At 68.4% G+C, this 21,489-nt stretch carries 17 protein-coding genes; 7 read left to right on the top strand and 10 right to left on the bottom strand.

Annotated features, from left to right (window positions below; genetic code table 11):
* Positions 1-27: 27 nt before the first annotated feature.
* The 5 genes from EDF46_RS07920 to EDF46_RS07900 all read right to left on the bottom strand — a co-directional run bounded on the left by EDF46_RS07920 (position 28) and on the right by EDF46_RS07900 (position 9,430).
* A complete protein-coding gene (locus EDF46_RS07920; protein WP_123505718.1) occupies positions 28-1,023 on the bottom strand; it encodes a hypothetical protein in 996 nt (331 codons plus the stop codon).
* Positions 1,020-2,225 (bottom strand): sensor histidine kinase, encoded by a 1,206-nt coding sequence (locus tag EDF46_RS07915; RefSeq protein WP_123505717.1) that lies wholly within the window; start codon positions 2,223-2,225, stop codon positions 1,020-1,022. Before EDF46_RS07915 ends, EDF46_RS07920 begins: the two co-directional genes overlap by 4 nt.
* A complete protein-coding gene (locus EDF46_RS07910) occupies positions 2,222-2,917 on the bottom strand; it encodes a response regulator transcription factor (protein WP_233579933.1) in 696 nt (231 codons plus the stop codon). The genes EDF46_RS07915 and EDF46_RS07910 overlap by 4 nt, the downstream gene beginning before the upstream one ends.
* 321 nt (positions 2,918-3,238) lie before the next feature.
* Positions 3,239-6,454, bottom strand: a complete 3,216-nt coding sequence (locus EDF46_RS07905; RefSeq protein ID WP_123505716.1) for a hypothetical protein — start codon at positions 6,452-6,454, stop codon at positions 3,239-3,241.
* Positions 6,455-6,562: 108 nt separating this feature from the next.
* Positions 6,563-9,430 (bottom strand): Ig-like domain-containing protein, encoded by a 2,868-nt coding sequence (locus EDF46_RS07900; RefSeq protein WP_123505715.1) that lies wholly within the window; start codon positions 9,428-9,430, stop codon positions 6,563-6,565.
* A gap of 225 nt (positions 9,431-9,655) precedes the next feature.
* Between EDF46_RS07900 and dnaK the strand changes: the two genes are divergently transcribed.
* The 6 genes from dnaK (at position 9,656) to EDF46_RS07870 (ending at position 14,863) form a co-directional block, all read left to right on the top strand.
* Positions 9,656-11,512, top strand: a complete 1,857-nt coding sequence (gene dnaK, locus EDF46_RS07895) for a molecular chaperone DnaK (protein ID WP_123505714.1) — start codon at positions 9,656-9,658, stop codon at positions 11,510-11,512.
* Positions 11,513-11,515: 3 nt separating this feature from the next.
* Complete coding sequence (locus EDF46_RS07890) at positions 11,516-12,106, top strand: nucleotide exchange factor GrpE (RefSeq protein ID WP_123505713.1); 591 nt, start codon at positions 11,516-11,518, stop codon at positions 12,104-12,106.
* A gap of 105 nt (positions 12,107-12,211) precedes the next feature.
* Positions 12,212-13,225 (top strand): DnaJ C-terminal domain-containing protein, encoded by a 1,014-nt coding sequence (locus tag EDF46_RS07885; RefSeq protein WP_123505712.1) that lies wholly within the window; start codon positions 12,212-12,214, stop codon positions 13,223-13,225.
* A 51-nt stretch (positions 13,226-13,276) separates the two neighbouring features.
* Positions 13,277-13,690, top strand: a complete 414-nt coding sequence (locus EDF46_RS07880) for a heat shock protein transcriptional repressor HspR (protein WP_123505711.1) — start codon at positions 13,277-13,279, stop codon at positions 13,688-13,690.
* Positions 13,691-13,697: 7 nt separating this feature from the next.
* Positions 13,698-14,429 carry an aminoglycoside 3'-phosphotransferase gene (locus EDF46_RS07875; protein WP_233579932.1) on the top strand — a complete coding sequence of 244 codons (732 nt, stop codon included), beginning with the start codon at positions 13,698-13,700 and terminating at the stop codon, positions 14,427-14,429.
* Positions 14,430-14,449: 20 nt separating this feature from the next.
* Entirely contained in the window at positions 14,450-14,863 is a 414-nt protein-coding gene (locus tag EDF46_RS07870) for a hypothetical protein (RefSeq protein WP_123505710.1), read from the top strand.
* 3 nt (positions 14,864-14,866) lie between these two features.
* On the opposite strand, the gene EDF46_RS07865 is transcribed toward EDF46_RS07870, so the two are convergent.
* Complete coding sequence (locus tag EDF46_RS07865; protein WP_123505709.1) at positions 14,867-15,547, bottom strand: GntR family transcriptional regulator; 681 nt, start codon at positions 15,545-15,547, stop codon at positions 14,867-14,869.
* A 101-nt stretch (positions 15,548-15,648) separates the two neighbouring features.
* On the opposite strand from EDF46_RS07865, the gene EDF46_RS07860 reads away from it, so the two are divergent.
* Positions 15,649-16,773 carry a methyltransferase gene (locus EDF46_RS07860; protein ID WP_123505708.1) on the top strand — a complete coding sequence of 375 codons (1,125 nt, stop codon included), beginning with the start codon at positions 15,649-15,651 and terminating at the stop codon, positions 16,771-16,773.
* A 382-nt stretch (positions 16,774-17,155) separates the two neighbouring features.
* On the opposite strand, the gene EDF46_RS07855 is transcribed toward EDF46_RS07860, so the two are convergent.
* From EDF46_RS07855 to EDF46_RS07840, 4 genes are all read right to left on the bottom strand, one after another.
* On the bottom strand, positions 17,156-17,599 hold the full coding sequence (locus EDF46_RS07855; protein ID WP_123505707.1) for a pilus assembly protein CpaE: 444 nt from the start codon (positions 17,597-17,599) through the stop codon (positions 17,156-17,158).
* Positions 17,600-17,719: 120 nt separating this feature from the next.
* Positions 17,720-18,163, bottom strand: a complete 444-nt coding sequence (locus tag EDF46_RS07850) for a DUF3060 domain-containing protein (RefSeq protein ID WP_123505706.1) — start codon at positions 18,161-18,163, stop codon at positions 17,720-17,722.
* A complete protein-coding gene (locus tag EDF46_RS07845) occupies positions 18,163-18,591 on the bottom strand; it encodes a DUF3060 domain-containing protein (protein WP_123505705.1) in 429 nt (142 codons plus the stop codon). Before EDF46_RS07845 ends, EDF46_RS07850 begins: the two co-directional genes overlap by 1 nt.
* 84 nt (positions 18,592-18,675) lie before the next feature.
* Positions 18,676-20,817: an Ig-like domain-containing protein gene (locus EDF46_RS07840; protein WP_148061169.1), complete on the bottom strand. Its 2,142-nt coding sequence runs from the start codon at positions 20,815-20,817 to the stop codon at positions 18,676-18,678.
* Between the last annotated feature and the right edge of the window lie 672 nt (positions 20,818-21,489).

The raw sequence follows: 21,489 nt of genomic DNA, 5'->3' as shown, positions 1-21,489 counted from the left end.
CTGTGAACGGAGGGTAGCGCCGTCCCGTCAGGAGCTCGGCGGGATCGAGACCCGGGTGGTGTCGACGCCGTCTGTGGCGAGCACCGTCGCCACGGCGTCGCGCCCGTCAGGCAGGAGCCGAGCGACCACGCGCCCGCTCTCGGCGGCGTCGAGCTGGGCGACGAGCGCCGTCTCGATCCGCTCGCGCACCTCGAGCGGCACGTCGGCGCCGGCACGGTCGTCGAGCAGCGACACGTCGACCCCGCGGGCTCGGGCTCGGCTCGCCGCGTCGGTGACCGGCGCCGTCGCGAGGTTGCTGGCTCGCAGCTGATCCCGGAGTCCCGCCTCGGCGAGGGTGAACGCGCGGCGGTCGTCTTCGGTGATGAGCTCGGCCGTCAGGATCCGCTGGAGCGCCGGCGTCGCGAGCGAGCGCAACTGGTCGAGGCGCGTGTTCTGCTCCTCGAGCGCGGCGGCGGCGGCCGCTTCCGAGCGCAGGCGCGTGAGCTCCGACCGCTGGAGGGTGCGGATCGACGCGCGCGTCCGGCCGAGCAGGATCGAGAACAGCCAGACGACGAGCACCAGCGCTGCCGACCGGATCACGAAGCCGACTCCCGCGGCGACACCCCGACCGACCACGGCGCTCCAGAGGACCGTCATCCCGGCCATGATCGCGAACCCCGACCACGCCCAGCCGGCGCGGCCGCGCAGCGTCAGCAGGAACATCACGAACGAGACCGCGCCCCACATCCAGGTCGCCCACCCCGGCCAGCCGCGGTCGGGGAGGTTCCACACGTTGAGCGAGGCGAGGGTGGTCAGCGCGACCACGCAGACGGTGAGCCGGAGCGGGTACGGCTCTTCGTGAGGCAGCGTGACCAGGTAGCCGGCGACCAGGACGGCCCCGAGAGCGCCCAGGGCGAGCAGCGGCACCCGGTTCTGGGGGAGCCCGTAGACGGTCACGGCCGTGTGCACTGCCGCGAAGAGCACGAAGAGCGCGGTCGTGCCGCGGCCGGTCAGCCGCAGGAAGGACGGCGTCGACGTCGTCATGCGACCTCCTCGGGCGACCAGGCGAGTGTCACGCGCGTTCCCAGTCCGCGGCCCGACTCGATGTCGGCGTGGCCGCCCGGCAGCGTCGCCATCCGGTTGAGGATGCTGACGCGCACGCCGAGCCGCTCGGGCGGGATCCGACGGCTGTTGAACCCGCGGCCGTCGTCGCGCACCACGATGGCGAGCCCGCCGTCGAGCGATGCGACTCGGACGAGCCGGGTGACGTCGCCCCCGGCGTCGTCGGCCGCCGCATGGAGCAGCGAGTTGCGGACGGCCTCGCTCGTCGCCTCGATGAGAGCCTGGGCGATGTCGGCAGGAACTCGCACGGCCGCCCCGAGCTCCCCGTCGAACGCGATCCCGGCCCCCTGCGACGACACCGTCGAGCGGAGGCGCCCGACGAACTCCTCCCCCGACAGCACCTGGTGCGGCGGCAGCGCCTCCTCGTTCAGGGTCCTCAGCGTGCTCGCCGCGAGCTCCCGCAGCGCCGGCGTCGGCACCGCGTCGGCCCGCGACGCGATCAGCAGCGCTGACAGCACGTGGTCGTGCACCAGGGCATCGATGCGGATCCGCTGCTGCACGCGCGCCGATGCCTCGGCCTCGTGCGATGTCTTGACCCGAGCGGCCTCGGCTGCGGCGTCGAGGCGGACCGCACTCGACCGGGTGACCAGCGTGAGCGCGACGAAGGCGCAGTCGAACAGGAAGTTGTAGGCGAGGTCCAGGGCCGCCAGAGTCACGCCCACCTCGGGCGCCGTGAGGTAGCGGATGACGCCCGATGTGATCGAGGTCGCGAGCACGTAGGCGGCGATGACCGGTCGACGCGCGCCGACCGCCATCGCCACGGCCGGCACCGTCATCAGGTCGTTCGTCCAGGGCGAGTCGCTCCCGGGCAGAGACTTCTGCGTCATCACGAGCGGGAACGCGAGCATCACGCCCCAGAAGGTCAGCGCGTGGGCCAGGGCCACCCGCCGGAGTGCAGTCAGCGAGGCCCAGGGGGCGAGCGCCAGCAGCAGGAACGGACCGGCCGCCGCCACGCAGTACAGAACGAGTCCTGCGACGCCGCCCATCGCCCCGAACTGCGCCATCGCCTTGCTGAAGCCGACGGCGAGGTAGACGATGCCGCCGATTCCGATCGAGACGTAGAGGATCCGCAGCACCCGGCGCTCGGCGTCGCCGCCCGCCTCGACGCTCTGCGTCTCGGTCATCGTCGCGGTCGGTCCTCGTCGATCAGGCCGTCCTCCGCCGCGCGACGGTGCAGGTCGACCTTCGTGTGGGCGGGGCGCCCGGCGTTGGCGTACTTGGCCCGGATGCGCGAGACGTAGTTGGCGACCGTCGACTTCGACAGGTTGGTCAGGTAGGCGACCGACTGCGCCTTCTCGCCGGACGCGTAGAGAGCGAGGATCTCGCGCTCGCGGGCGCTGAGGCCCGCATCGGCCAGGCCTTCGTCGCCGTCGATGGCGGCGGCCCAGTCGAGGCCCGGGACGGTCTCGCCGCTCGCTGCCGAGCGGATCGCATCGACGAGCTCGTCGACCGGCTGCGACTTGCGGACGATGCCGAGCGCGCCCGCCTTCGCCGCATCGCGGATCGCCTGTGGATCTTCGGCTGCGGTGAGGATCAGCACGTCGACGCCCGCAGACAGCAGCGAGCGGATGTTGTCGGTGGCGCTGGAGCCGTCGCCGAGACGCAGGTCGAGGACGACGAGGTCGACGGGGTTCTTCGCCAGGTCGAGTTCACGGACGGTCGCGGCGACGGTGGTCACGTCGATGTCGGGGTACTGGCGGAGGAGCTCGGCGAAGCCGACGGCGACGATCTCGTGGTCTTCCACGAGGGCGACTCGCAGGACGGTCAACGCCGCGGTCTCGGGGCCTGGGGTCGGGTCGGGCATCGCGTCTTCCACTCGTGAAGTCTAGGGTTCGTCGAATTTCCACCACGGTAGCGCGAATCGACTGTCTGCCCCCCATTCGGGTGCCATCACTAGTGATTCTGTCGAACTGGTTCGGTCGGTGGGATTCTGATGGCGTCGGAAGAGACGCCGGCCTCGATGCCCGAATCATCGAGATGCACCAGAGGGGCTGCCGCGAGAATCAGCGGGGGACGACACGCCGGTGGGGGGCCACGGTCGTGTCGTCCGCTGACGCGGCAGCCCGCCTCTGCTCCTGCGGAAGCGCGAAAGAGGGCGACCGGCCGTCGACCAGTCGCCCTCTTCGTCACGCGGGTGCTACTTGGAGTCCTTCGGCGTCCACTTGCCGTACGCGACAGATGACGTCTTGCCGTCCCTCGCGGTCTGGTCGAAGCTCAGCGTGTATGTGTGCTCCGGGTTCCAGACGCGCGTGGCAGTCCACTCGCCCTTCGCGTCCGCCGTGACGGACTGGTACGTCGTCGCGGTCGTGGCCGACGTGACGGCGATGGTCGCGAACGGCGTGGCGGTCCCGCGGAACGTCGCGTGGACCCCGGCCCCCTGGGCGGCGCCCAGAGCAACACCCGAGACCTGCAGCGGAGTGAAGACCGGTGCCTTGATGCCGATGGTCGTCGTGCTGGTGGTCTTGTCGGGGTTGGTCTGCGTGACCGTGACCTGGTAGTCGTTCGACGGGCCCCAGTTGCGCTCGGGGAGTGCCCAGGTGCCGTCGGCGGTGACCTTGGCGCTGCCCATCGGCACGTTCCAGCCGTTGGTGGCGTTGACGGCGGTGATGCCGGCGCCGGGGGTCCCCGTGCCGCGCAGGACGTTCAGTCCCGGTCGGTACGTCGCGCCGTCGGGGATGCTCGTGACGGCGACCGGCACGTTCGCCTCCTTGGACTTGAGGTGGATCACGGTGGTCTTCACATCGGCGCCCTTGGTAGCCGTGACGGTGATGTCGTAGCCGGCCGTCGTGGGTCCGAGGTTGCGGCTGAATGTCCAGTCGCCCTTCGAATCAGCAGTGTGGCTTCCCATCGGGGTACCCCACTGGTTGACGGCCGTGATCCGGGCGCCGGCCGTCGCAGTTCCGCGGAACTCGGCCACGCCGACGTCGTAGGTCGAGCCGTCGGCGGGCGACGACACGACGAGCGGACGCGAACCCGCGTAGTCGAGGTGCACGGTGGACGAAGACGAACCGGCAGGGCTCGTCTGCGTGAACGTGATGTCGTATCCGGTCGTCGTCGGTCCGAGGTTGCGAGCGAAGGTCCACGCGCCATCCTTGACGGTGGCGCGCCCCATCAGGGTGCCCCACTGGTTCGTCGCCGTCACCGTGGCGCCGTCGGTGCCGGTGCCCGCGAACGTCGAGATGCCGTCGACGTAGGTGTCGCCGTCGCTGTGCGACGTCACCGCGAACGGAGCGTCGGCCGTCGGGACGACGTCGACCGTGACGCGGGAGCGCGTCGTCACGTGGGCGTTCTGACTCTGCTCGACCGTGAAGGTGTGCTCGCCCGGGGTCAGGTCTGCGAGGGGCACCGCGTAGGTCCCCTCGTCGCCCGCGCCGCGCTTGCTGGCCTTCGCCATCGTCTCGCCGAGGACCTCGTCGCCTTCCTTCACGACGACGGTGGTGTCGCGAAGGGCGCTGCCCCGGAGCTCGGTGGAGTCGCCGACGATCTCGTCGCCGTCATCGAGCCCGTCGATCGTGACGACGTTCTTGGCGTCGACGTCGATCTCGATCGACTGCTCGTTGCCGAAGAGCTTCTGGGTGGCGACAAAAGGGACCTTCAAGTACCGCTGCAACGCGCTGGCAGGGACCCTGGCCTTCCACGTGCCGGTGGTGTCGACGTCACCTGCGTAGATCACCAGCGGCTTGGAGCCGAAGGTCACGTCGGCTACCACCTCCACGACGCGGCCGTCGGCGCCGGTTCCCCAGACCTCCAGGTCGTCGCCGTCGATCGCGACATCCAGGCTGAACGGAACCGATCCCACGTCGGACGGGGCGGTGAACTTCGCGATGCTGGAGCCCAGGACCGAGACAAGGTCAAGTCGGCCCTCGGTCGACGACGGCGCGAGAGAGACGTTCTGCCTCGAGGCAGGATTGCGGATCTCTCCGCCCGCGGCCACGAACCACTTCTGGTCACGCGCATTGTCACAGTCCTCAAGGGTGAGGCGGCGGTCTCGGACGTCGGGCTTCGCGTCGGTCAGGCAGAGCTCACCCGAGGCGTCCGTGATCGGTACATCGGCGCCGCGCTTCACGATCAGCGGCACAGCACCGACTCCGGCCTCGTCGGAGGACTGCTCCTTTCCGTTGGAACTGACGAGGTGGCCGTCGTTCGTCACTGTGAAGCCAGCGTTGAAGACCTTGCCTGGAAGGCCCGCGTAGCGGAACACAGCGGGGGAGGTGTCCCCTGTCGCCGCATCGGCGGTGACATCGACGGCGATCGTGTCGCGAGTGACGACAGTCGGGGCGTCGCGTTGCGCCTGCTCGACTGTGAGAGTGTGCTGACCCGTTGTCAGGCCCCGCACGGGGATGGAGTAGGTACCGGCGTCGGAGGCCGCGCGGGTCGACGACGGCTCTGCGATGGCCGACCCGATGACGGTCTCGCCCTTCTTGACGACGACCGTGGCGCCCGCCTGGGCTGCACCGGAGAGAGTGAGGGCATCCGAGGCCACCGTGCCCTCGATGGGATCGATCGTGACGACGTTCTTCGCGTCGATCGGGGTCTCGAACTCGACATCCTGGCCAAGGAAGCTCGAGAGGCCCGTGAGAATGATGTCGGGGAAGCGGTCGAGGATGCTGGTCGGAATCGACACCGACCAGATGCCGTCGGGATCGGCCCGTCGCGAGGCGAAGACGGCGCCCTCGCCGTTCACGTCACCCGAGACCGTCACGTACGAGTCGGGGTGGGCCGTGCCGAAGAAGGTCACCTGCTTCGGGGTGATGTCGGCGTGGACAGCGAACTCGCCTTCGCCGATGCCTTCCGGTGCACTGAGCAGGGCGGGTGCGGCGGGATCGAACCGTGCGGTCAGAGTCGCGGTCGATCCGGCGACTTCAGGCTTGAGGTATGAGGCCGTCTGGGCGTGGATGATCGATCCGTCGTCCAGCACGGCCCAGTCCTGGTCGCCTTCACCGGTGCACTGCGTCATCCCGACGCTCCAGTCTCCCCGGCTTCCCCAGCCGGGCGAGAGGGCCAGGCAGGTGTTGTCGTCGGCGTCCCGGATCTGCTGGACACCGCCGAGGGTGAACGAGAGGGTGCTCGCTTCGGGGGCCGCAGCGGCGAACGACGTCGCGCCCGCGTTGGAGCTCGTCAGCGAGCCGGTTCCGTCGACGGAGAAGCCCCCGAAGCGGTAGCCGCCTCCTCCGTCGCTCCAGCGGAAGACGAGCGGGTTGTCGGTGATGGTGCTCGCGCGGGACTGCGACTGCGACGTTGCGGGGCTCTCGGCGAAAGCTGCGGTCTGCAGTCCGGCGGCCAGAAGCGCCCCGAGGCTGAGGGCCGATGTCGCCGCGATTGTGCCGCGGCGTCGGCGGGAGGATGGCTTCACGTGTGTTCCTTTTGTACGGGCCCGAGGGCGATGCTGGAGCGATGGAGGCGGCGGAGCCCAGCGCAGAATGCGGCGCTGGGCTCCGCCGCTCAGAGTGAGAGACCGGACCTAGTTCGCCGACGGGGCCTTGACGATGACCGTCGCCGTGCTGGTGGTCTTGTCGGGATTGGTCTGGGTGACCTTGATCTCGTAGTCGTTCGAGGGGCCCCAGTTGCGCTCGGGGAGCGCCCAGCTGCCGCCGGCAGCGACCTTCGCGGTTCCCATCGGAACGTTCCAGTTGTTGGTGGCGTTGACGGCCGCGACCGTGGCACCGGGGGTGCCGGTGCCGCGGAGGATGTTCATGCCGGGCGTGTAGGTGGCGCCGTCGGCGATGCTCGTCACCGTGACGGGAACGTTCGCCTGCTTCTCATAGTCGAGGTGCAGCGAGACGGTCTTCGCCTCGGTCCCCTTCAGCGTCTGGGTGAAGACGATGTCGTAGCCCGCCGAGGTCGGCCCGAGATTGCGCGCGAACGTCCAGACCCCGTTCTTCACCGTGGCCGAGCCCATCGGCGTCCCCCACTGGTTCTTCGCCGTCACCGTCGCGCCTTCCGCGCCGGTGCCAGAGAATGTGGCGATCCCGTCGGCGTACGTGTCGCCGGTGGTGTGACTGGTGACTGCGAGATCAGCCGCTTCGAGCACGCGGGTCACCGCGTGGGTGACGGTCTGCTTGTCCGCGCCGGCGGTCTGCGTGACGGTCAGAGTCGACTTGCCGAGGCTGAGTCCGGCAGTCAGGCTGGCGGACCACGTGCCGTCCTCCTTCACCGTCGCGCTGCCGATCTTCGACTTGGGGCCGTAGCTGATGGCGACGGTCGATTTCGGCTCGCCCGTGCCCGTGAAGACAGGACGCGAGACGGTGACGGTGGAATCCGCGGCGGGGGAGTCGACGACGGGAGGGGCGATACCGTCCTGGACTTCGACGGTCACGCTGGACCGGGTCGTGGCGTTGTCGTTCTGACGCTGTTCGACGGTCAGCGTGTGCTCGCCGGGGGTGAGGCCCGACACGGGGACCGCGAAGGTGCCCTCATCGCCTGCGGCGCGTGCCGCGGCAGGCTCGGCTTCGACCTCGCCGAGAACCTCGTCGCCCTCGAGAACGCGTACTTTCAGGCCCCTGAGAGCAGTACCCGAGATGGAGGTGGACCCGCCGACGATGACGTCGCCGTCGGTGAGGTCCGCGATGGTGACGACGTTCTTGGCATCGAGATCGAACTCGAGGACCTGGGTCTGCGAGAGGTAGCGATCGGTCACGGTGACCCGGGCGTCGGGTACCTGGCGCAGGACGGCGCCCGGGACGACTGCGCTCCATGCGCCCGTCTCGTCGACGCTCCGCCCGGTGAGCTCTTGCGTGAGCCCGTTGATCGTGGCCGTCACGACGATCTCGCTCAACGGAGTCGCGGTGCCGGCGAGGTGGAGGGAGCCGTCGGAGAGATCGGCTTTCGCTCGGAGCGGCTCGGAGAAGACCTGCGGGGCGACGATGGTCATCCAGCGGCCCGCGGCTCCGGAGACCTGCAACGTCCAGGAGCCCGGCGTGGCGCCGGCGACCGGTACGAGGCCACGATCCGCATTGACGTCCTGGATGGTGCCGTCCTCCGTCATCGTCCACTCCTGGTCGGACTCACCGGTGCAGTCGAGGAGACGGGGGCGCTGATCCGCCGCCGAGCGCAGGGGCAGGGTGAGGCACTTCTCGCCGGCTTCGTCGGTGATCGCCGCGTTGGGCGTGCCGAACGAGTAGACGAGGGTCGTCGCTCCGCGTGCGGCATCGTCGTAGTCGCCGGAGGGCGTCGCCGAGAGGTAGCCGTCGGCGTCGGCGACGAAGCCGAGCAGTCGGTCGGCGCCGTCGAGAGACGGCGCGGCGAAGACCGAGGGGACCGCGTAGACGAGGTCGTCCGCCCCCGCGACCCGCACATACGCGTCGAAGGTGCCGGAGGCACTGGTCTCCGTGACCTTCACGAGCACCTCGGCCATCGCGCGGGCAGTCCGGGTCGAGAGGGTCGCCTTGACGGAGTAGGTTCCGTCCGGCGCGACGACTGCGTCGCCCTTCACCGCATCGGGCTCGATGAGCCCCGAGACGACGATGTCGGCCCCCGGGGTGCCCCGGCCGGTGATTGCGACAGATCCGTCGCCGAGCTTCGCGCTCTCGGTGGAGACGGGTCCTGAGTCGTGCCGCTGCACCACGGTCTTCGTAGACGACACCCGTCCGTCTTTCGACGTGGCTGTCACGACGAGCTCGTCGAGAGGCGCGACTCCTCGTGCGATAAGACCGAAGAGACCGCGGGTGTCTCGCGAGCCGATCGTCGTCGTCGCGACGGTCGTGCCGTCGAGCTGCACCGTGACCGTGGTGCCGGCACCGGCCTTGCCGCCGACGATGGCGGCGCCCGCCGTATCGAAGGCGAAGACGTCCTCGAGCCGCGGTCCAGCCTCCGGAGGCTCGATGGCCTCGTCGGGCTGGAAGTTGTCGGCGACGCCGGCCTGGGCGAAACCGGCGGTGCCCTTCTCGACGAAGGAGAGCCCCTGCGAGGAGGCCCCCAGGACGGCGTCGGGGAAGCCGGCCAGCCGGATGTTCAGCTCGCCACCCGTCTGGAACGTCTCGTAAGCCTGTCGCGGGTCATCTGCGTTGCACGAGACGAGCCGCACATCCGGGACGTGGGTGAGGCACCTGTCGGCTGCCCGGACCAGGCCTGTCTCGCCGACCCTGGGCAGGGAGAATCGCGCCGCCGCGGCTGTGGCCTCCGAGACGGATGCCGAAGGCGCGCCCGCGGCGATCCCTCGAGGCCCGGTCGTGGGTGTGGTGATGGGTACGAAGGAGCCAGCGCCGTCGGCGAGGACGAGCGGGCCGGCGATGCGGGTGGTTGCGGCTACTGCCGGGGTGGCGGCGATGGCGCTGACACCGACGGCCAGGAGGCAGGTCGAGGCAAGGCCCAGGGTACGGAATGACTTCATGAAGCTGCTTTCATCGATGGGGTTATCCACATGATATGTCACATGCATTTTCCGTCTTGGTCGAATTCCTTACGAGATGATCCGTATTCGAAGTTGAGCCTGGGGCGCTCAAGTCTTCAGGGGAAGACTTGACTCGAGTCGAAGGTCGAGTAAACTTGAGCGCGTCGGACTCAACTCCGACTCTCAGGTTTAGGTACACCAAGCACGACGAAGGAGAACAGCCACATGGCACGTGCAGTAGGAATCGACCTCGGTACCACCAACTCGGTGGTCGCCGTCCTCGAAGGCGGCGAGCCCACCGTCATCGCCAACGCCGAGGGTCTTCGCACGACCCCGTCGGTCGTCGCGTTCACGAAAGACGGCGAGGTGCTCGTCGGCGAGACCGCGAAGCGCCAGGCCGTCACCAACGTCGACCGAACCATCGCATCGGTGAAGCGTCACATCGGCACCGACTGGAAGGTCGAGATCGACGACAAGAAGTACACGCCGCAGGAGATCTCGGCCCGCATCCTGGGCAAGCTCAAGCGCGACGCCGAGCAGTACCTCGGCGAAGACGTGACTGACGCGGTCATCACCGTTCCGGCCTACTTCAACGACTCCGAGCGCCAGGCCACCAAGGAGGCCGGCGAGATCGCGGGCCTCAACGTGCTCCGCATCATCAACGAGCCGACCGCGGCCGCTCTGGCCTACGGCCTCGACAAGGGCAAGGAGGACGAGCTCATCCTGGTCTTCGACCTCGGTGGCGGCACGTTCGACGTCTCGCTCCTCGAAGTGGGCAAGGACGACGACTTCTCCACCATCCAGGTGCGGTCCACCTCGGGCGACAACCGCCTCGGCGGCGACGACTGGGACAACCGCATCGTCGAGCACCTCATCAAGAAGTTCAAGGACGCCAACGGCGTCGACCTCTCGACTGACAAGATCGCCAAGCAGCGCCTCAAGGAGGCCGCCGAGCAGGCCAAGAAGGAGCTCAGCTCCTCGTCGTCGACCAGCATCCAGCTGCCCTACCTCACGCTCACCGCCGACGGCCCCCTCAACCTCGACGAGACCATCTCGCGTTCGCAGTTCGAGCAGTGGACCTCCGACCTCCTCGACCGCACCAAGAAGCCGTTCAACGACGTCATCAAGGAGGCCGGTGTCAAGGTCGGCGACATCGCGCACGTCGTCCTCGTCGGCGGCTCGACCCGCATGCCCGCCGTCTGGGAGGTCGTCAAGCAGCTGACCGGCGGCCAGGACCCGAACAAGGGCGTGAACCCCGACGAGGTGGTCGCCGTGGGCGCGGCCCTCCAGGCCGGTGTCCTCAAAGGCGAGCGCAAGGACGTCCTGCTCATCGACGTCACCCCCCTGTCGCTCGGCATCGAGACCAAGGGCGGCGCGATGACCAAGCTCATCGAGCGCAACACGGCCATCCCGACCAAGCGCAGCGAGACCTTCACGACGGCCGACGACAACCAGCCGTCCGTCGCGATCCAGGTCTTCCAGGGCGAACGCGAGTTCACCCGCGACAACAAGAACCTCGGCACGTTCGAGCTGACCGGCATCGCTCCGGCTCCGCGCGGCATCCCGCAGATCGAGGTCACCTTCGACATCGACGCCAACGGCATCGTGCACGTGTCCGCGAAAGACAAGGGCACCGGCAAGGAGCAGTCGATGGTCATCTCGGGCGGCTCGTCGCTCTCGAAGGACGACATCGAGCGCATGGTCCGCGAGGCCGAGGAGCACGCCGCCGAAGACAAGGCGCGCCGCGAGGCCAACGAGCTCCGCAACTCGGGCGAGCAGCTGGTCTACTCGATCGAGAAGCTCCTGAAGGAGAACGACGAGAAGCTCCCTGCCGACGTCAAGACCGAGGTCCAGGGCGACGTCGACGCGCTGAAGACCGCGCTCGCCGGCGACGACGAGGCGGCCATCAAGCCGGCCGTCGACAAGCTGACCGAGTCGCAGCAGAAGATCGGCCAGGCGCTCTACGCGTCCGACCAGGCCTCGGCTTCGGCTCCGACCGACGAGCCCGCCTCCGAGACCCCGGCCGACGACGAGGACATCGTCGACGCCGAGGTCGTGGACGACGAAGACGACAAGAAGTAGCCCGTGACCGACGACAAGAACGGCACCCCCGAAGAAGAGCCGCTCCAGCCGACCCCGGAGTCGCCCAGCGAAGACGGCGGCACGGCCGACGTCGAGGGCGCGGAAGAGCTCGTCGAGGCCGAGGGCCCCGATGTCGAGCTGTCGGTCGAAGACGAGGCGATCCTGGATCAGGCCTCCGTCGACCTCGTGGCCGACATGCGCCAGGACATGCTCCGTGCGCAGGCCGAGCTGGTCAACTTCCGAAAGCGCGTCGAGCGCGACCGGGAGGCGAACCGGGACGCCGTCGTGGCCGAGGTGATCCGAGCGATCCTCCCGGCTCTCGACGATCTCAGCCGCGCCGAGCAGCACGGCGACCTCACCGAGGGCCCGATGGTGGTCATCGCCCAGAAGCTCCGCAGCGGATTCGATCGCTTCGGACTCACGCAGATCGGAGCCAAGGGCGACGTGTTCGACCCGAAGTTCCACGAGGCGATCGTCCAGCTTCCCACGGCCGACGTCACGGTCAACACCGTGGCCGATGTCATCGAGCCGGGCTACGTACTCGGCGAGAGGGTGCTCCGGGCGGCCAAAGTCGCCGTCTCGGTCCCGGCCTAGGCACTGCAGCGCCACCGGCGGCGGGCTCCCTCCAGGGGCCCGCCGCCATACTGATACTTCCGCGTCCCTCGAGGGGCGCGAGCGACACACAGAAGGGCGGCACGAGTGGCCAGCCAGGATTGGTTCGACAAGGACTTCTACGCCGTGCTCGGCGTGTCCAAAGACGTGACCCCCGCGGAGCTCAAGAAGGTCTACCGCAAGCTCGCCCGCCAGTACCATCCCGACTCGAACCCCGGCGACGCCAAGGCCGAGGCCAAGTTCAAGGAGATCTCCGAGGCCAACTCGGTGCTCTCCGATGCCGCGCAGCGGAAGGAGTACGACCAGATCCGCGCCATGGGCTCAGGTGCTCGCTTCACGGCGGGTGCCGGCGGCCAGGGTGGCGGGGGAGGCTTCGAGGACGTCTTCGGCGGCATGTTCGGCCAGGGCGGCCGACAGGGCGCAGGCGCCGGGCAGTATCCTTCAGGAGCGCGGGGCGGCGGCTTCGAAGACATCTTCTCCGGCATGTTCGGCGGCGGCGGTTTCGGCCAGACCAGCGGCGGCTACCGGGGATACGGCGGCCCGAGCAAGGGCCGCGACATCGTCGCCTCGACCACCCTCGACTTCCGCACGGCCATCACCGGCGACACCATCACGCTGACGCAGTCCCAGGGCAAGCCCATCAAGGTGCGCGTGCCCGCCGGCGTCCACGACGGCCAGAAGATCCGTCTGCGCGGCCGCGGCGAGCCCAGCCTCGACGGTGGCGAGCCGGGCGACATCGTCCTGACGATCGCCGTCCGCCCGCATCCCGTGTTCGAGCGCGACGGGCTCAACCTGCGACTCGATGTCCCGGTGACCTTCGCCGAGGCTGCCCTCGGCGCCACCATCGAGGTGCCCACGCTCAGCGGCGAGAACGTCCGCCTGCGGGTCGCGCCCGGGACGCCCAGCGGCCGCGTCCTTCGGGTCAAGGGCCGCGGGGTCGATGCGAAAGACGGAAAGGGCGACCTGCTCGCCACCGTCCAGGTGGCCGTCCCTTCGCACCTCAGCGACAAGGCCAAGGCGGCTGTCGAGGCCCTCGTCGCGGCGCTGCCCGTCGAGAACCCGCGCGGCGACCTGCTCGACCGAGCCAAGCAGAACTCGTAGCCCCGATCCTCGTAGTCTGACGACTATCCCGAGCCGGTGAGGAGGCCGACCATGGACGAGTACTCGCCGATCTTCGCGATCGCGGTCGCTGCCGAGCTCGCTGAGATGCACCCGCAGACGCTCCGCCAGTACGACCGCCTCGGACTCGTCATCCCGACGCGGACGGCTGGCAAGTCGCGGCGTTACTCGATGCGCGACGTCAATCAGCTGCGCGAGATCTCCCGCCTCAGCGGCGAGGGCGTCAGCCTGGAGGGCATCAAGCGGATCCTCGAGCTGGAGAACCACGTGACCGCACTGCAGTCGCGGGTACGCGAGCTCGAGTCTGCGCTCGCCGACGAGCTGCTGAACCGGCCGGGGTCGCGGGTGTTCGCGGCGTCGTCCGGCGGCGGCGTGGTGCCGCTTCGGGCCGGGCGGCGGCCGGAGCGCCCGACGCAAGTGGTGCTGTGGCGGCCCGAGGGGCGGTGAGGCGGCGGTGAGCTTCGTCCGACCGGCGCAGGTGCCGCGAGGCCCCGTTCTTGCGCCCCCTCGTGTCGTCGACCTGGCGGCGGGAGACCCGATCACGCCGGTCTGGGTGAACGAGGTGGGCGGTCTGACGTTCCAGCTCGGCGACGGCGACACCCGGCGGTTCGCCAAGTGGGCCCCGCACGGACGCGGCCTCGACCTGGCCGGCGAATCGGCGCGACTGCGCTGGGCCGTCGACCATGCGCCGGTGCCGCGAGTGCTCGACGAGGGGCGCGACGACGACGCCGAGTGGCTGGTGACGGCGGGGCTGCCGGGCCGGAGCGCGGTGGACGATCGGTGGCTCGCTGATCCTGCGCGGGCTGTGCCGGCGTGCGGTCGGGCGCTGCGGGCGTTCCACGACACCGTGCCCGTCGACGGCTGCCCGTTCGACTGGTCGATCGAGGAGCGGGCCGCAGGCTCGACGTTCGACACCCGCGACGCGCCGCCGATCGATCGGCTCGTCGTCTGCCACGGCGACCCCTGCGTACCCAACACGATCCTGAACGACGACGGCTCGTGGTCGGGCATGGTCGACCTCGACGCGCTCGGAACCGCCGACCGATGGGCCGACATCGCGGTCGCGACGATGAGCCTGACCTGGAACTACGGCCCCGGATGGGACGCCCCTTTTCTCGAGGCGTACGGCGTCGACGACGACCCCGCGCGCATCGAGTTCTACCGGTCGCTCTGGAACCGCACCTGAGACCGGGCTAGGGTCGGGCCATGAAGAAGGTGTCAGGGACCATCTCTCATCCGCTCACCGTCGAGGAGCCGATCGTGCTCACCGGGGTTGCTCCGAGGGGAGCGCTGGTCTGCGAAGGCGGCTCGCTCGACCTCCGCGGCGTCGTCGGCGACCGGCTGACAATCGAGCCGGGCGGGTACGTGCTCCTCAGCGGCACCTGCGACGCGACGGTCACGATCCACTCCGGCGGGTTGCTCGAGGTCGCAGGCACGCTGAACGGCCGCATCGCTCGCAACGACGGGGAGGTCTGGGCCATGGTGGGCTCGACCATTCAGGGACGGCTGCTGACGGCGCTCGGTCTGCTCGGGCCGCTTGACCCGGAGGCGACAGTCGAGGCGGGAGCGCCGCGGTTCCGGTTGACGTCGGTCGGAGGTCTTCTCGAGGTAGTGCCCTAGGCGTCAGGTGGTGTGCGCGTCGAGGAGGCTCTCGGAGCAGGGAGCGGGGAGCTGGTGCAGAGTCTCCGCGGCGAGTTCTGCTGCGATCGCGTCGCAGTCCAGAGTGGCCTGCCGCAGAGCGCTGTATGACCGCGTGAGCCGCGGCTGGCCGAAGATCTCGGTGATGTTGGGCAGACGCAGCTTGTAGGCGAGACCCGCCGTGGTGTCGTGGCAGACTCGCTGCAGATGCGGATTGCCGCAGTAGTCGACGAAGAGGTCGAAGGCTGCATACGTGTGGACGTTGAGGGCCAGGCCGTCATCGTTCTGGAGATCCGCCAGGCAGGTGTCGAGGGTGGCGACGATCTGCCTCCTCACCGGATCGGGCAGGACCGGCGTCGCCAGCCGAACCGCGCCTCCGAACAGGACCCCCAGCGTCTGGATGACCTGGACGGCCTCCTCCGCCCGGGGGACGGCGACGCGGGTGTGCTTGTTCGGCACGATCTCGACGAAGCCCGCGTGCGCGAGATCGCTCAGTGCCTCCCGCACAGGTGTCCGCGAGCAGCCCAGCCACGAGATGAGGTCGTCGTCGGCCAGGCGCTCTCCGGGTTCGAGGATGCCGGACAGGATCGCCTTGAGGATCTCTTCGCGGATCCGGTCGCGCATGAGCGTGCGTGGACTCGAGCGTTGGGTCTCAGGGATGGGCATAGACACAGCGTTTCGCAACAGTTGCCGTTTGTCAAATGTTTTATGCACATATTACGTTCGGGATCTACCGACCGGGCTGTGCACATCAGTACGCTTGGCTCATGCCCCTCGACCTCGCCGCCCTCCGCCGCCGTCCCGACTTCGAGGCGCCGAACCTGGTCGCGGTCGATGCCACCGATCGGCTGCTCCTCGATGAGGCGACCGCGACGCTCTCGGCACTCGGCTCCGGGCATCTCGCCGTCATCGGCGATCACTACGGCGCGCTCACCCTCGGTGCCGCGTCGGCGCACGGGCTGACCGGCATCCGCGTGTTTCAAGATCCGCTCGTGTCCGAGCTGGCACTCGACGCCAACGCGGCCGAGGTCGGTCTCGAGGGCACGTATGCGCACCATTCCCTCGACGGGGCGCTGGTCGACGGGGCCAGGGCCATCCTGCTCCAGCTGCCCCGCTCGCTCGCCGCGCTCGACGAGATCGCCGGCCTCATCGCGCGCCACGCCCATCCCGAGGTCGTCGTCTACGCCGGCGGAAGGCTGAAGCACATGACGACCGCGATGAACGACGTGCTTCGCGAGCACTTCGAGGTGCTCTACGCGGGTCTGGCGCGGCAGAAGTCGCGCGTGCTGACCGCGTCCGAGCCGGTCGACCCGCCGGTGGAGTCGCCCTGGCCACGCTCTCAACGGCACGATGATCTCGGTCTCGCCGTCGCGGCGTTCGGTGCCACGTTCGCCGGCGCGAAGATCGACATCGGCACGCGCGCCCTGCTCGACGTGCTGCCGGAGGCCCTCCCGTCGGCCGATGTGATCGTCGACCTGGGATGCGGGTCGGGTGTGCTCGCGGTCACAGCCGCCCTGAGGCGGCCCGAGGCTCGCGTCATCGCGTCCGACCAGAGCGCCTCGGCTGTCGCGTCCGCTCGGGCGACAGCAGAGCTGAATGGCGTCGCCGACCGCGTGATGGTCGTGCGCGACGATGCTCTCTCGTCGCAGGCCGAAGGATCGTGCGATCTGGTGCTGCTGAACCCGCCCTTCCACGTCGACGCCGCGGTCGAACCCGGCATAGCGCTCAAGCTGTTCGAGGCGGCGGCCCGGGTGCTGCGGCCGGGCGGAGAGCTGTGGACGGTGTACAACTCGCACCTCAAGCACAGAGACACCCTGGAGTCCGTCGTGGGTCAGACGCGTCAGGTCGCGCGCAACCCGAAGTTCACCGTCACGGCCTCCGTCCGTCGCTGACGGGCGCTCGCGTCAAGCGAGTGGTTCCCGGTGTCGTGCCGTGCCGATGTCGCCGACCTGCTCGAACAGCCAGGCCGTGCTCCGTTCGGCTGCGTCGCCCAGAAGGGCTTCGCGGACTTCCTGCTCTTCGCGCTCGTGACGAAGGGGATCGCCTGTACTCGATTCCGACATGGTCACCTCCCGTTGGCGTATTTCGGTTATCCCCGTCGTCCGCAGATCGAGGTGGGATCAGTCTTGCCCCGACCACGAGGGCCGCGCCCGTCTCCCAGGTGAAATTAATCGGCCGTTCTCATACGTCCGGCCCGGACCCCAGCTTGCCCAAGGACAGGTTGTACCTCGTTGCAATTGTCGATAGGAGAGACCGTGAATTCCTGCGACTCGTCTAGTCGAGCCGTTCCTCGATCGTGAGCGACGCTTCGATGTAGGCGAGTAGCGCGCTCCCGTACGCGTTCTCGGCGTCCGGCGCCGCGAACACCTGGATCTCAGCGCCGATCGTGGTGCTCACCTCGAAGTCGCCGGCCTCGGTGCGGGTCAGCGCATGGAACGTCGGGCCCAGCAGGTCTCGAAGCTGGTCCTCGCGCGGCAGCCAGAGCGAGTCGTCGGTCGACACCGAGTCGAGAGCCCACTCGGTGGTGCCGTTGAAGCCGAGCTCCGTGCCGGTCGGGTAGGTGTGCGCCTCGATGGTCATCTCACTGATGGTGAAGATCTCGGGGTCGCCCTCGCCCGGGTCGAAGGCCTCGCTGTCGATGAGAAAGCGGTCTCCGGTTGCGGGTCGCCAGCGGAGTCCGGCGTCGTGGAGGTTTCGGGCGAGAGCGACATCGATCATGCCGCCATCCTGCCCGACGCGGCTACTCCCTGCTCGTCCGGCCGGGGTGCTCACGGCAGGGGCGCAGGAACGCGGAATGGGCGCCTCCCACAGGAAGGCGCCCATCTCAGCGTGCTCGGCTTACTTCGTCGCTGCCGTGATCGTGTTCGCGGCTCCCTTGTCGTCCACCTCCGGCTTCGAGGCGCCGGTGTACTTGACGGCGTTCTCGTTGCCTGACAGGCGGACACGAGTCGTGGCATCGTCGACCGTGATGGTGTTGCGGTTGCCTTCGACCACGAGGTCGGTGGTGCCCTTCAGCGTGATCGAGGCGCCGGTTCCGACGACGCTGGTCAGATCGCACTTCACGTCGACGGTCTTCGGCTTCTTCGCCGCCTTGAGGGCGTCGGCGTCGATCAGCATGAAGTCGTCGACGCACTTCAGCGTGACTGCCGACGGCGCTTGCGTCGCGGTCGGCCCGGTCGGTTCGGGCTCCGAGACCTCGCTGGCGACTGTGCAGCCGGTCAGGGCGGCGCTTGCGCCGATCAGGAGGGCGACGGCGGACAGTCGTGCGGTGCGGCGGCGCATCAGCGTGCCGTGACGGTATTGCCCGCCGTCGTTCCGGTCGTGACGGTCGGTGCTGCCCCACCGTGAGTGAGCGCGTTGTCGTTGCCGCCGAAGTCGACCTTCCCGACGCTGGCGACGGTGACTTTGTTGTCGCTGCCCTCGAACACGAGGTGCTTCACGGCGCCGAGGGTGATGGTGCCATTCGTGCCGACGACGCTGACGACGCTGCAGCTTCCGGCCAGGTCGATCTGCGGTTTCTTCGCCGTGGGGGTGAGGACGGCGACGCCGTCGACGCACTTGTTGACGACCGGATCGGCTGGCGTCGGGAGAGAGGGCGAGGGCGTGGGGGCCGAGGTCGAGTCGGCGGTGGTGTCAGACGAGGTGCAGCCGGCGAGGACAGCGACGAGGCCGGCGCCGAGGGCGAGCGTGAGAATCGGGGTCTTCTTCATGGCGTTCGTGCTTTCTGGCGAGTCGGGGCAGGAGAGTGTGAGGGGCGGCGGGCCGGTAGGCCCGCCGCCCGGGTGGTGCGGGTGTTACTTGGGGGGGGTGGTGGCGGTCCAGGTGCCGTAGTTGACGCTGTCGGTCTTGCCGTCCTTTGCGACCTGGTCGAAGATCAGGTTGTAGGTGTGGGTGGCGTTCCAGGTGCGGGTCGCGGTCCACTGGCCCTGGGGGTTGACCTCGACGGTCTGGTAAGGCGATCCGGTGGAGGCGGACTTGATGGTCACGCTGCCGCCGGGGGTGGCGGTGCCGGTGAAGGTGGCGAAGATGGCGCCGGGGCCGTTTTCGGCGCCGGTGGTGACGCCGGTGACTTCGAGGTCCTTGAAGACGGGGGCGAAGATGTTGACCATCGTCGTGCTGGTCGTCTTGTCGGGGTTGGTCTGGGTGACCTTGATCTCGTAGTCGTTCGAGGGTCCCCAGTTGCGCTCGGGGAGTGCCCAGGTGCCGTCGGCGGTGACCTTGGTGGTGCCCATGGCGACGTTCCAGCCGTTCTTGGCGTTCACGGCGGTGATGGTCGCGTTCGGGGTGCCGGTGCCGCGGAGGATGTTGAGTCCGGGCGTGTAGGTGGCGCCGTCGGCGATCGAGGTGACTTCGACGGGGACGTTCGTGACTGCCTGGCTGATGTGCAGCGTGGAGCGCTGGACGTCGTCGCCCTTGGTGGCGGTGAAGCGGATGTCGTAGCCGGCGGTGGTGGGGCCGAGGTTGCGCGAAAAGGCCCAGTCGCCGTCGAGGTTGGCGGTGGCGGTGCCCATTCGGGTGTTCCACTGGTTGACGGCGGTGACGACGGTGTTCGGCGACGCCTTGCCGCGGAAGGTGGCGTTGCCGACTTCGTAGGTGGAGTTGTTCGCCGGGCTGGTGACCTGGAAGGCGATGACGCCCTGGTAGTTCAGGTGCAGCTGCGTGGTCTCGGTCCGGCCGTCTTTCGTGGCGGTGAAGGTGATGTCGTAGCCGGTGGTGGTGGGTCCGAGGTTGCGGTTGAACGCCCAGTTGCCGGTGCCGTCGGCGGTGTCGGTGCCCATGACGGTGCCCCACTGGTTGACGGCGCGGATCGTGGCGCCGACCGCGGCGGTGCCGCGGAAGGTCGTCATGCCCTCGGCGTAGTTCTCGTTGTTCGTGTGGGAGGTCACGCGGAACGGGGCCTCGGCGGCGACGCGGTTGACGATGTGGGTGAGGGTCTGGGTGTCTTTGCCGGAGGTCTGGGTGACGATGAGGGTCGATCGGCCCAGGGCGAGGCCCGAGGTGAGGTTGGCGGTCCATTCGCCGTCGGCGTCGACCGTGGCGGTGCCGATGGTGGAGTTGGGGCCGTAGCCGATCTTCACGGTCGCGCCGGGGTGGCCGTGGCCGGTGAAGACGGGGCGGGAGGTGGTGACGTTGGAGTTGTTTCCGGGGGACTCCACGGTCGGCGCGGTGATCTCGCCCTCACCATCACCCGGGTCGACGGTGCCGTCGGGGTTCAGGACGAGGGTGGCGGTGGTGATGTTGTTGCCCTTGCCGGTCTGAGTGACGACGAGGGTGTGTTTCGCGTTCGAGAGCTCGGCGACGCGGAGGCTCCAGGCGCCCGATGAGAGAACGTGGCCGCCCTGGAGGATCCCAGTCTTGCCCTCCTCCTGAATGCGAACCTGCGCCTGGGGCTCGCCCCGACCGGAGAAGGTCAGGGTGCCCCCCGGGTGAACGTAGTTGTCGACCGGGGATGTGATGGTCGTCGCGGCGCCGTAGATGAACTCGACCGATGTGGAACCGGCGTCGGTTCCGTTGATCGACTGGGTGACCGTGAAAGTGTGGGCGCCGCTGGCGTTAGGCGCCGCGACGGTGTGCTCGTAACGGCCAGTTTCGGAGTCCGTCTTGGTGGTGGCGACGGTCTTGCCGTCTTCGTCGGTGATGGTGATGTCCACGTTCTTCTCGCCGGTGCCGGCGATCGTCACGTCGTCGGTAACGGTGGTCGTCGCGGAAGCGGTGCCGGTCACGGCGGCGACGTCGAGGTCGAACATGAAGTCGAGCTCGGAGATTTTCTTACCGTCACCCCAGTTCTCGAGGTGGGTAGAGTTCTTGCCGTAGTTCAGGTCCTCAAGTACAGCGGACCAATTGCCATCGCTGTCGACATCGACTTCTTGGTTGTCATCGATCACGACGGTGGAATCAGGTTTTGCAGCACCGGTCAGCTTCGCCGTTCGGTTCACGAGGTCTGTGTCTTCGAGACCTGCCGTCATACCGAAGCGGATGCCCGTGAAGTCGGCAGCAGGGCCGGTGCTCGCTCGGTTCCACCACATCGTGCCATCGATCGTGACTGGCCCAGTTATGTAAGTCTCGCTCTTTGTGGCGGATAGGCGGCCGGCCGCATCGATCTTCCAGTCTCCAGTCATTCCGCAACCGCCGCTGTTGTCGCCGATTACGCCAACGTTCTTGTAACCAGCAGGAGCGAGGCACGCTCCAGAGCTGGCAACTCTCATGTTGAAGGCTCCGTCAGCCATTGGATAGAGGAGCAAGTCGGCAGCTTTGGACATTGCCTCGGCTTTCGTGTTGACCTTCGAGACGTAGACACCGGAGCTGGACGTGTACCAGGATCCAGCGACTTGGGCGTACATCTTTGCGGCAACGGGCTCCAGAGCAGCTGGAGAGGACAGGGGAGCTTCGGAGATGGCGGCGCGTGCGCTAGCGGGGCCGAAGCTCAGGCCAGAGGCGACAGTGGCGGCCGCAAGGGCGCCTGCCCCGAGGCCCCTAAGGATTTTCTTTGACAAGTTAAAATCTTTCGTTCGGGCCGCATACGGCGGCTCGGGCATGAATATCTAAAATGTTACGCCAGGAATGTGAATACTGCAAGGGTCGACGAAGTTGACCCTAGTCGAGCAGGC

Origin of the sequence: Frondihabitans sp. PhB188 (genome assembly GCF_003752365.1) — a bacterium.
Classification (GTDB): domain Bacteria; phylum Actinomycetota; class Actinomycetes; order Actinomycetales; family Microbacteriaceae; genus Frondihabitans.
The sequence above is the reverse complement of the archived record's forward strand: the minus strand, read 5'-3'. Positions and strand labels throughout refer to the sequence as shown.

Bases quoted from the DNA above. Each gene is read 5' to 3' on its own strand.
- EDF46_RS07920 (WP_123505718.1), bottom strand. From the start codon at position 1,023: ATGACGACGTCGACGCCGTCCTTCCTGCGGCTGACCGGCCGCGGCACG.
- EDF46_RS07915 (WP_123505717.1), bottom strand. From the start codon at position 2,225: ATGACCGAGACGCAGAGCGTCGAGGCGGGCGGCGACGCCGAGCGCCGG.
- EDF46_RS07900 (WP_123505715.1), bottom strand. From the start codon at position 9,430: ATGAAGTCATTCCGTACCCTGGGCCTTGCCTCGACCTGCCTCCTGGCC.
- dnaK (WP_123505714.1), top strand. From the start codon at position 9,656: ATGGCACGTGCAGTAGGAATCGACCTCGGTACCACCAACTCGGTGGTC.
- EDF46_RS07880 (WP_123505711.1), top strand. From the start codon at position 13,277: ATGGACGAGTACTCGCCGATCTTCGCGATCGCGGTCGCTGCCGAGCTC.
- EDF46_RS07870 (WP_123505710.1), top strand. From the start codon at position 14,450: ATGAAGAAGGTGTCAGGGACCATCTCTCATCCGCTCACCGTCGAGGAG.
- EDF46_RS07865 (WP_123505709.1), bottom strand. From the start codon at position 15,547: ATGCCCATCCCTGAGACCCAACGCTCGAGTCCACGCACGCTCATGCGC.
- EDF46_RS07860 (WP_123505708.1), top strand. From the start codon at position 15,649: ATGCCCCTCGACCTCGCCGCCCTCCGCCGCCGTCCCGACTTCGAGGCG.
- EDF46_RS07855 (WP_123505707.1), bottom strand. From the start codon at position 17,599: ATGATCGATGTCGCTCTCGCCCGAAACCTCCACGACGCCGGACTCCGC.
- EDF46_RS07850 (WP_123505706.1), bottom strand. From the start codon at position 18,163: ATGCGCCGCCGCACCGCACGACTGTCCGCCGTCGCCCTCCTGATCGGC.
- EDF46_RS07845 (WP_123505705.1), bottom strand. From the start codon at position 18,591: ATGAAGAAGACCCCGATTCTCACGCTCGCCCTCGGCGCCGGCCTCGTC.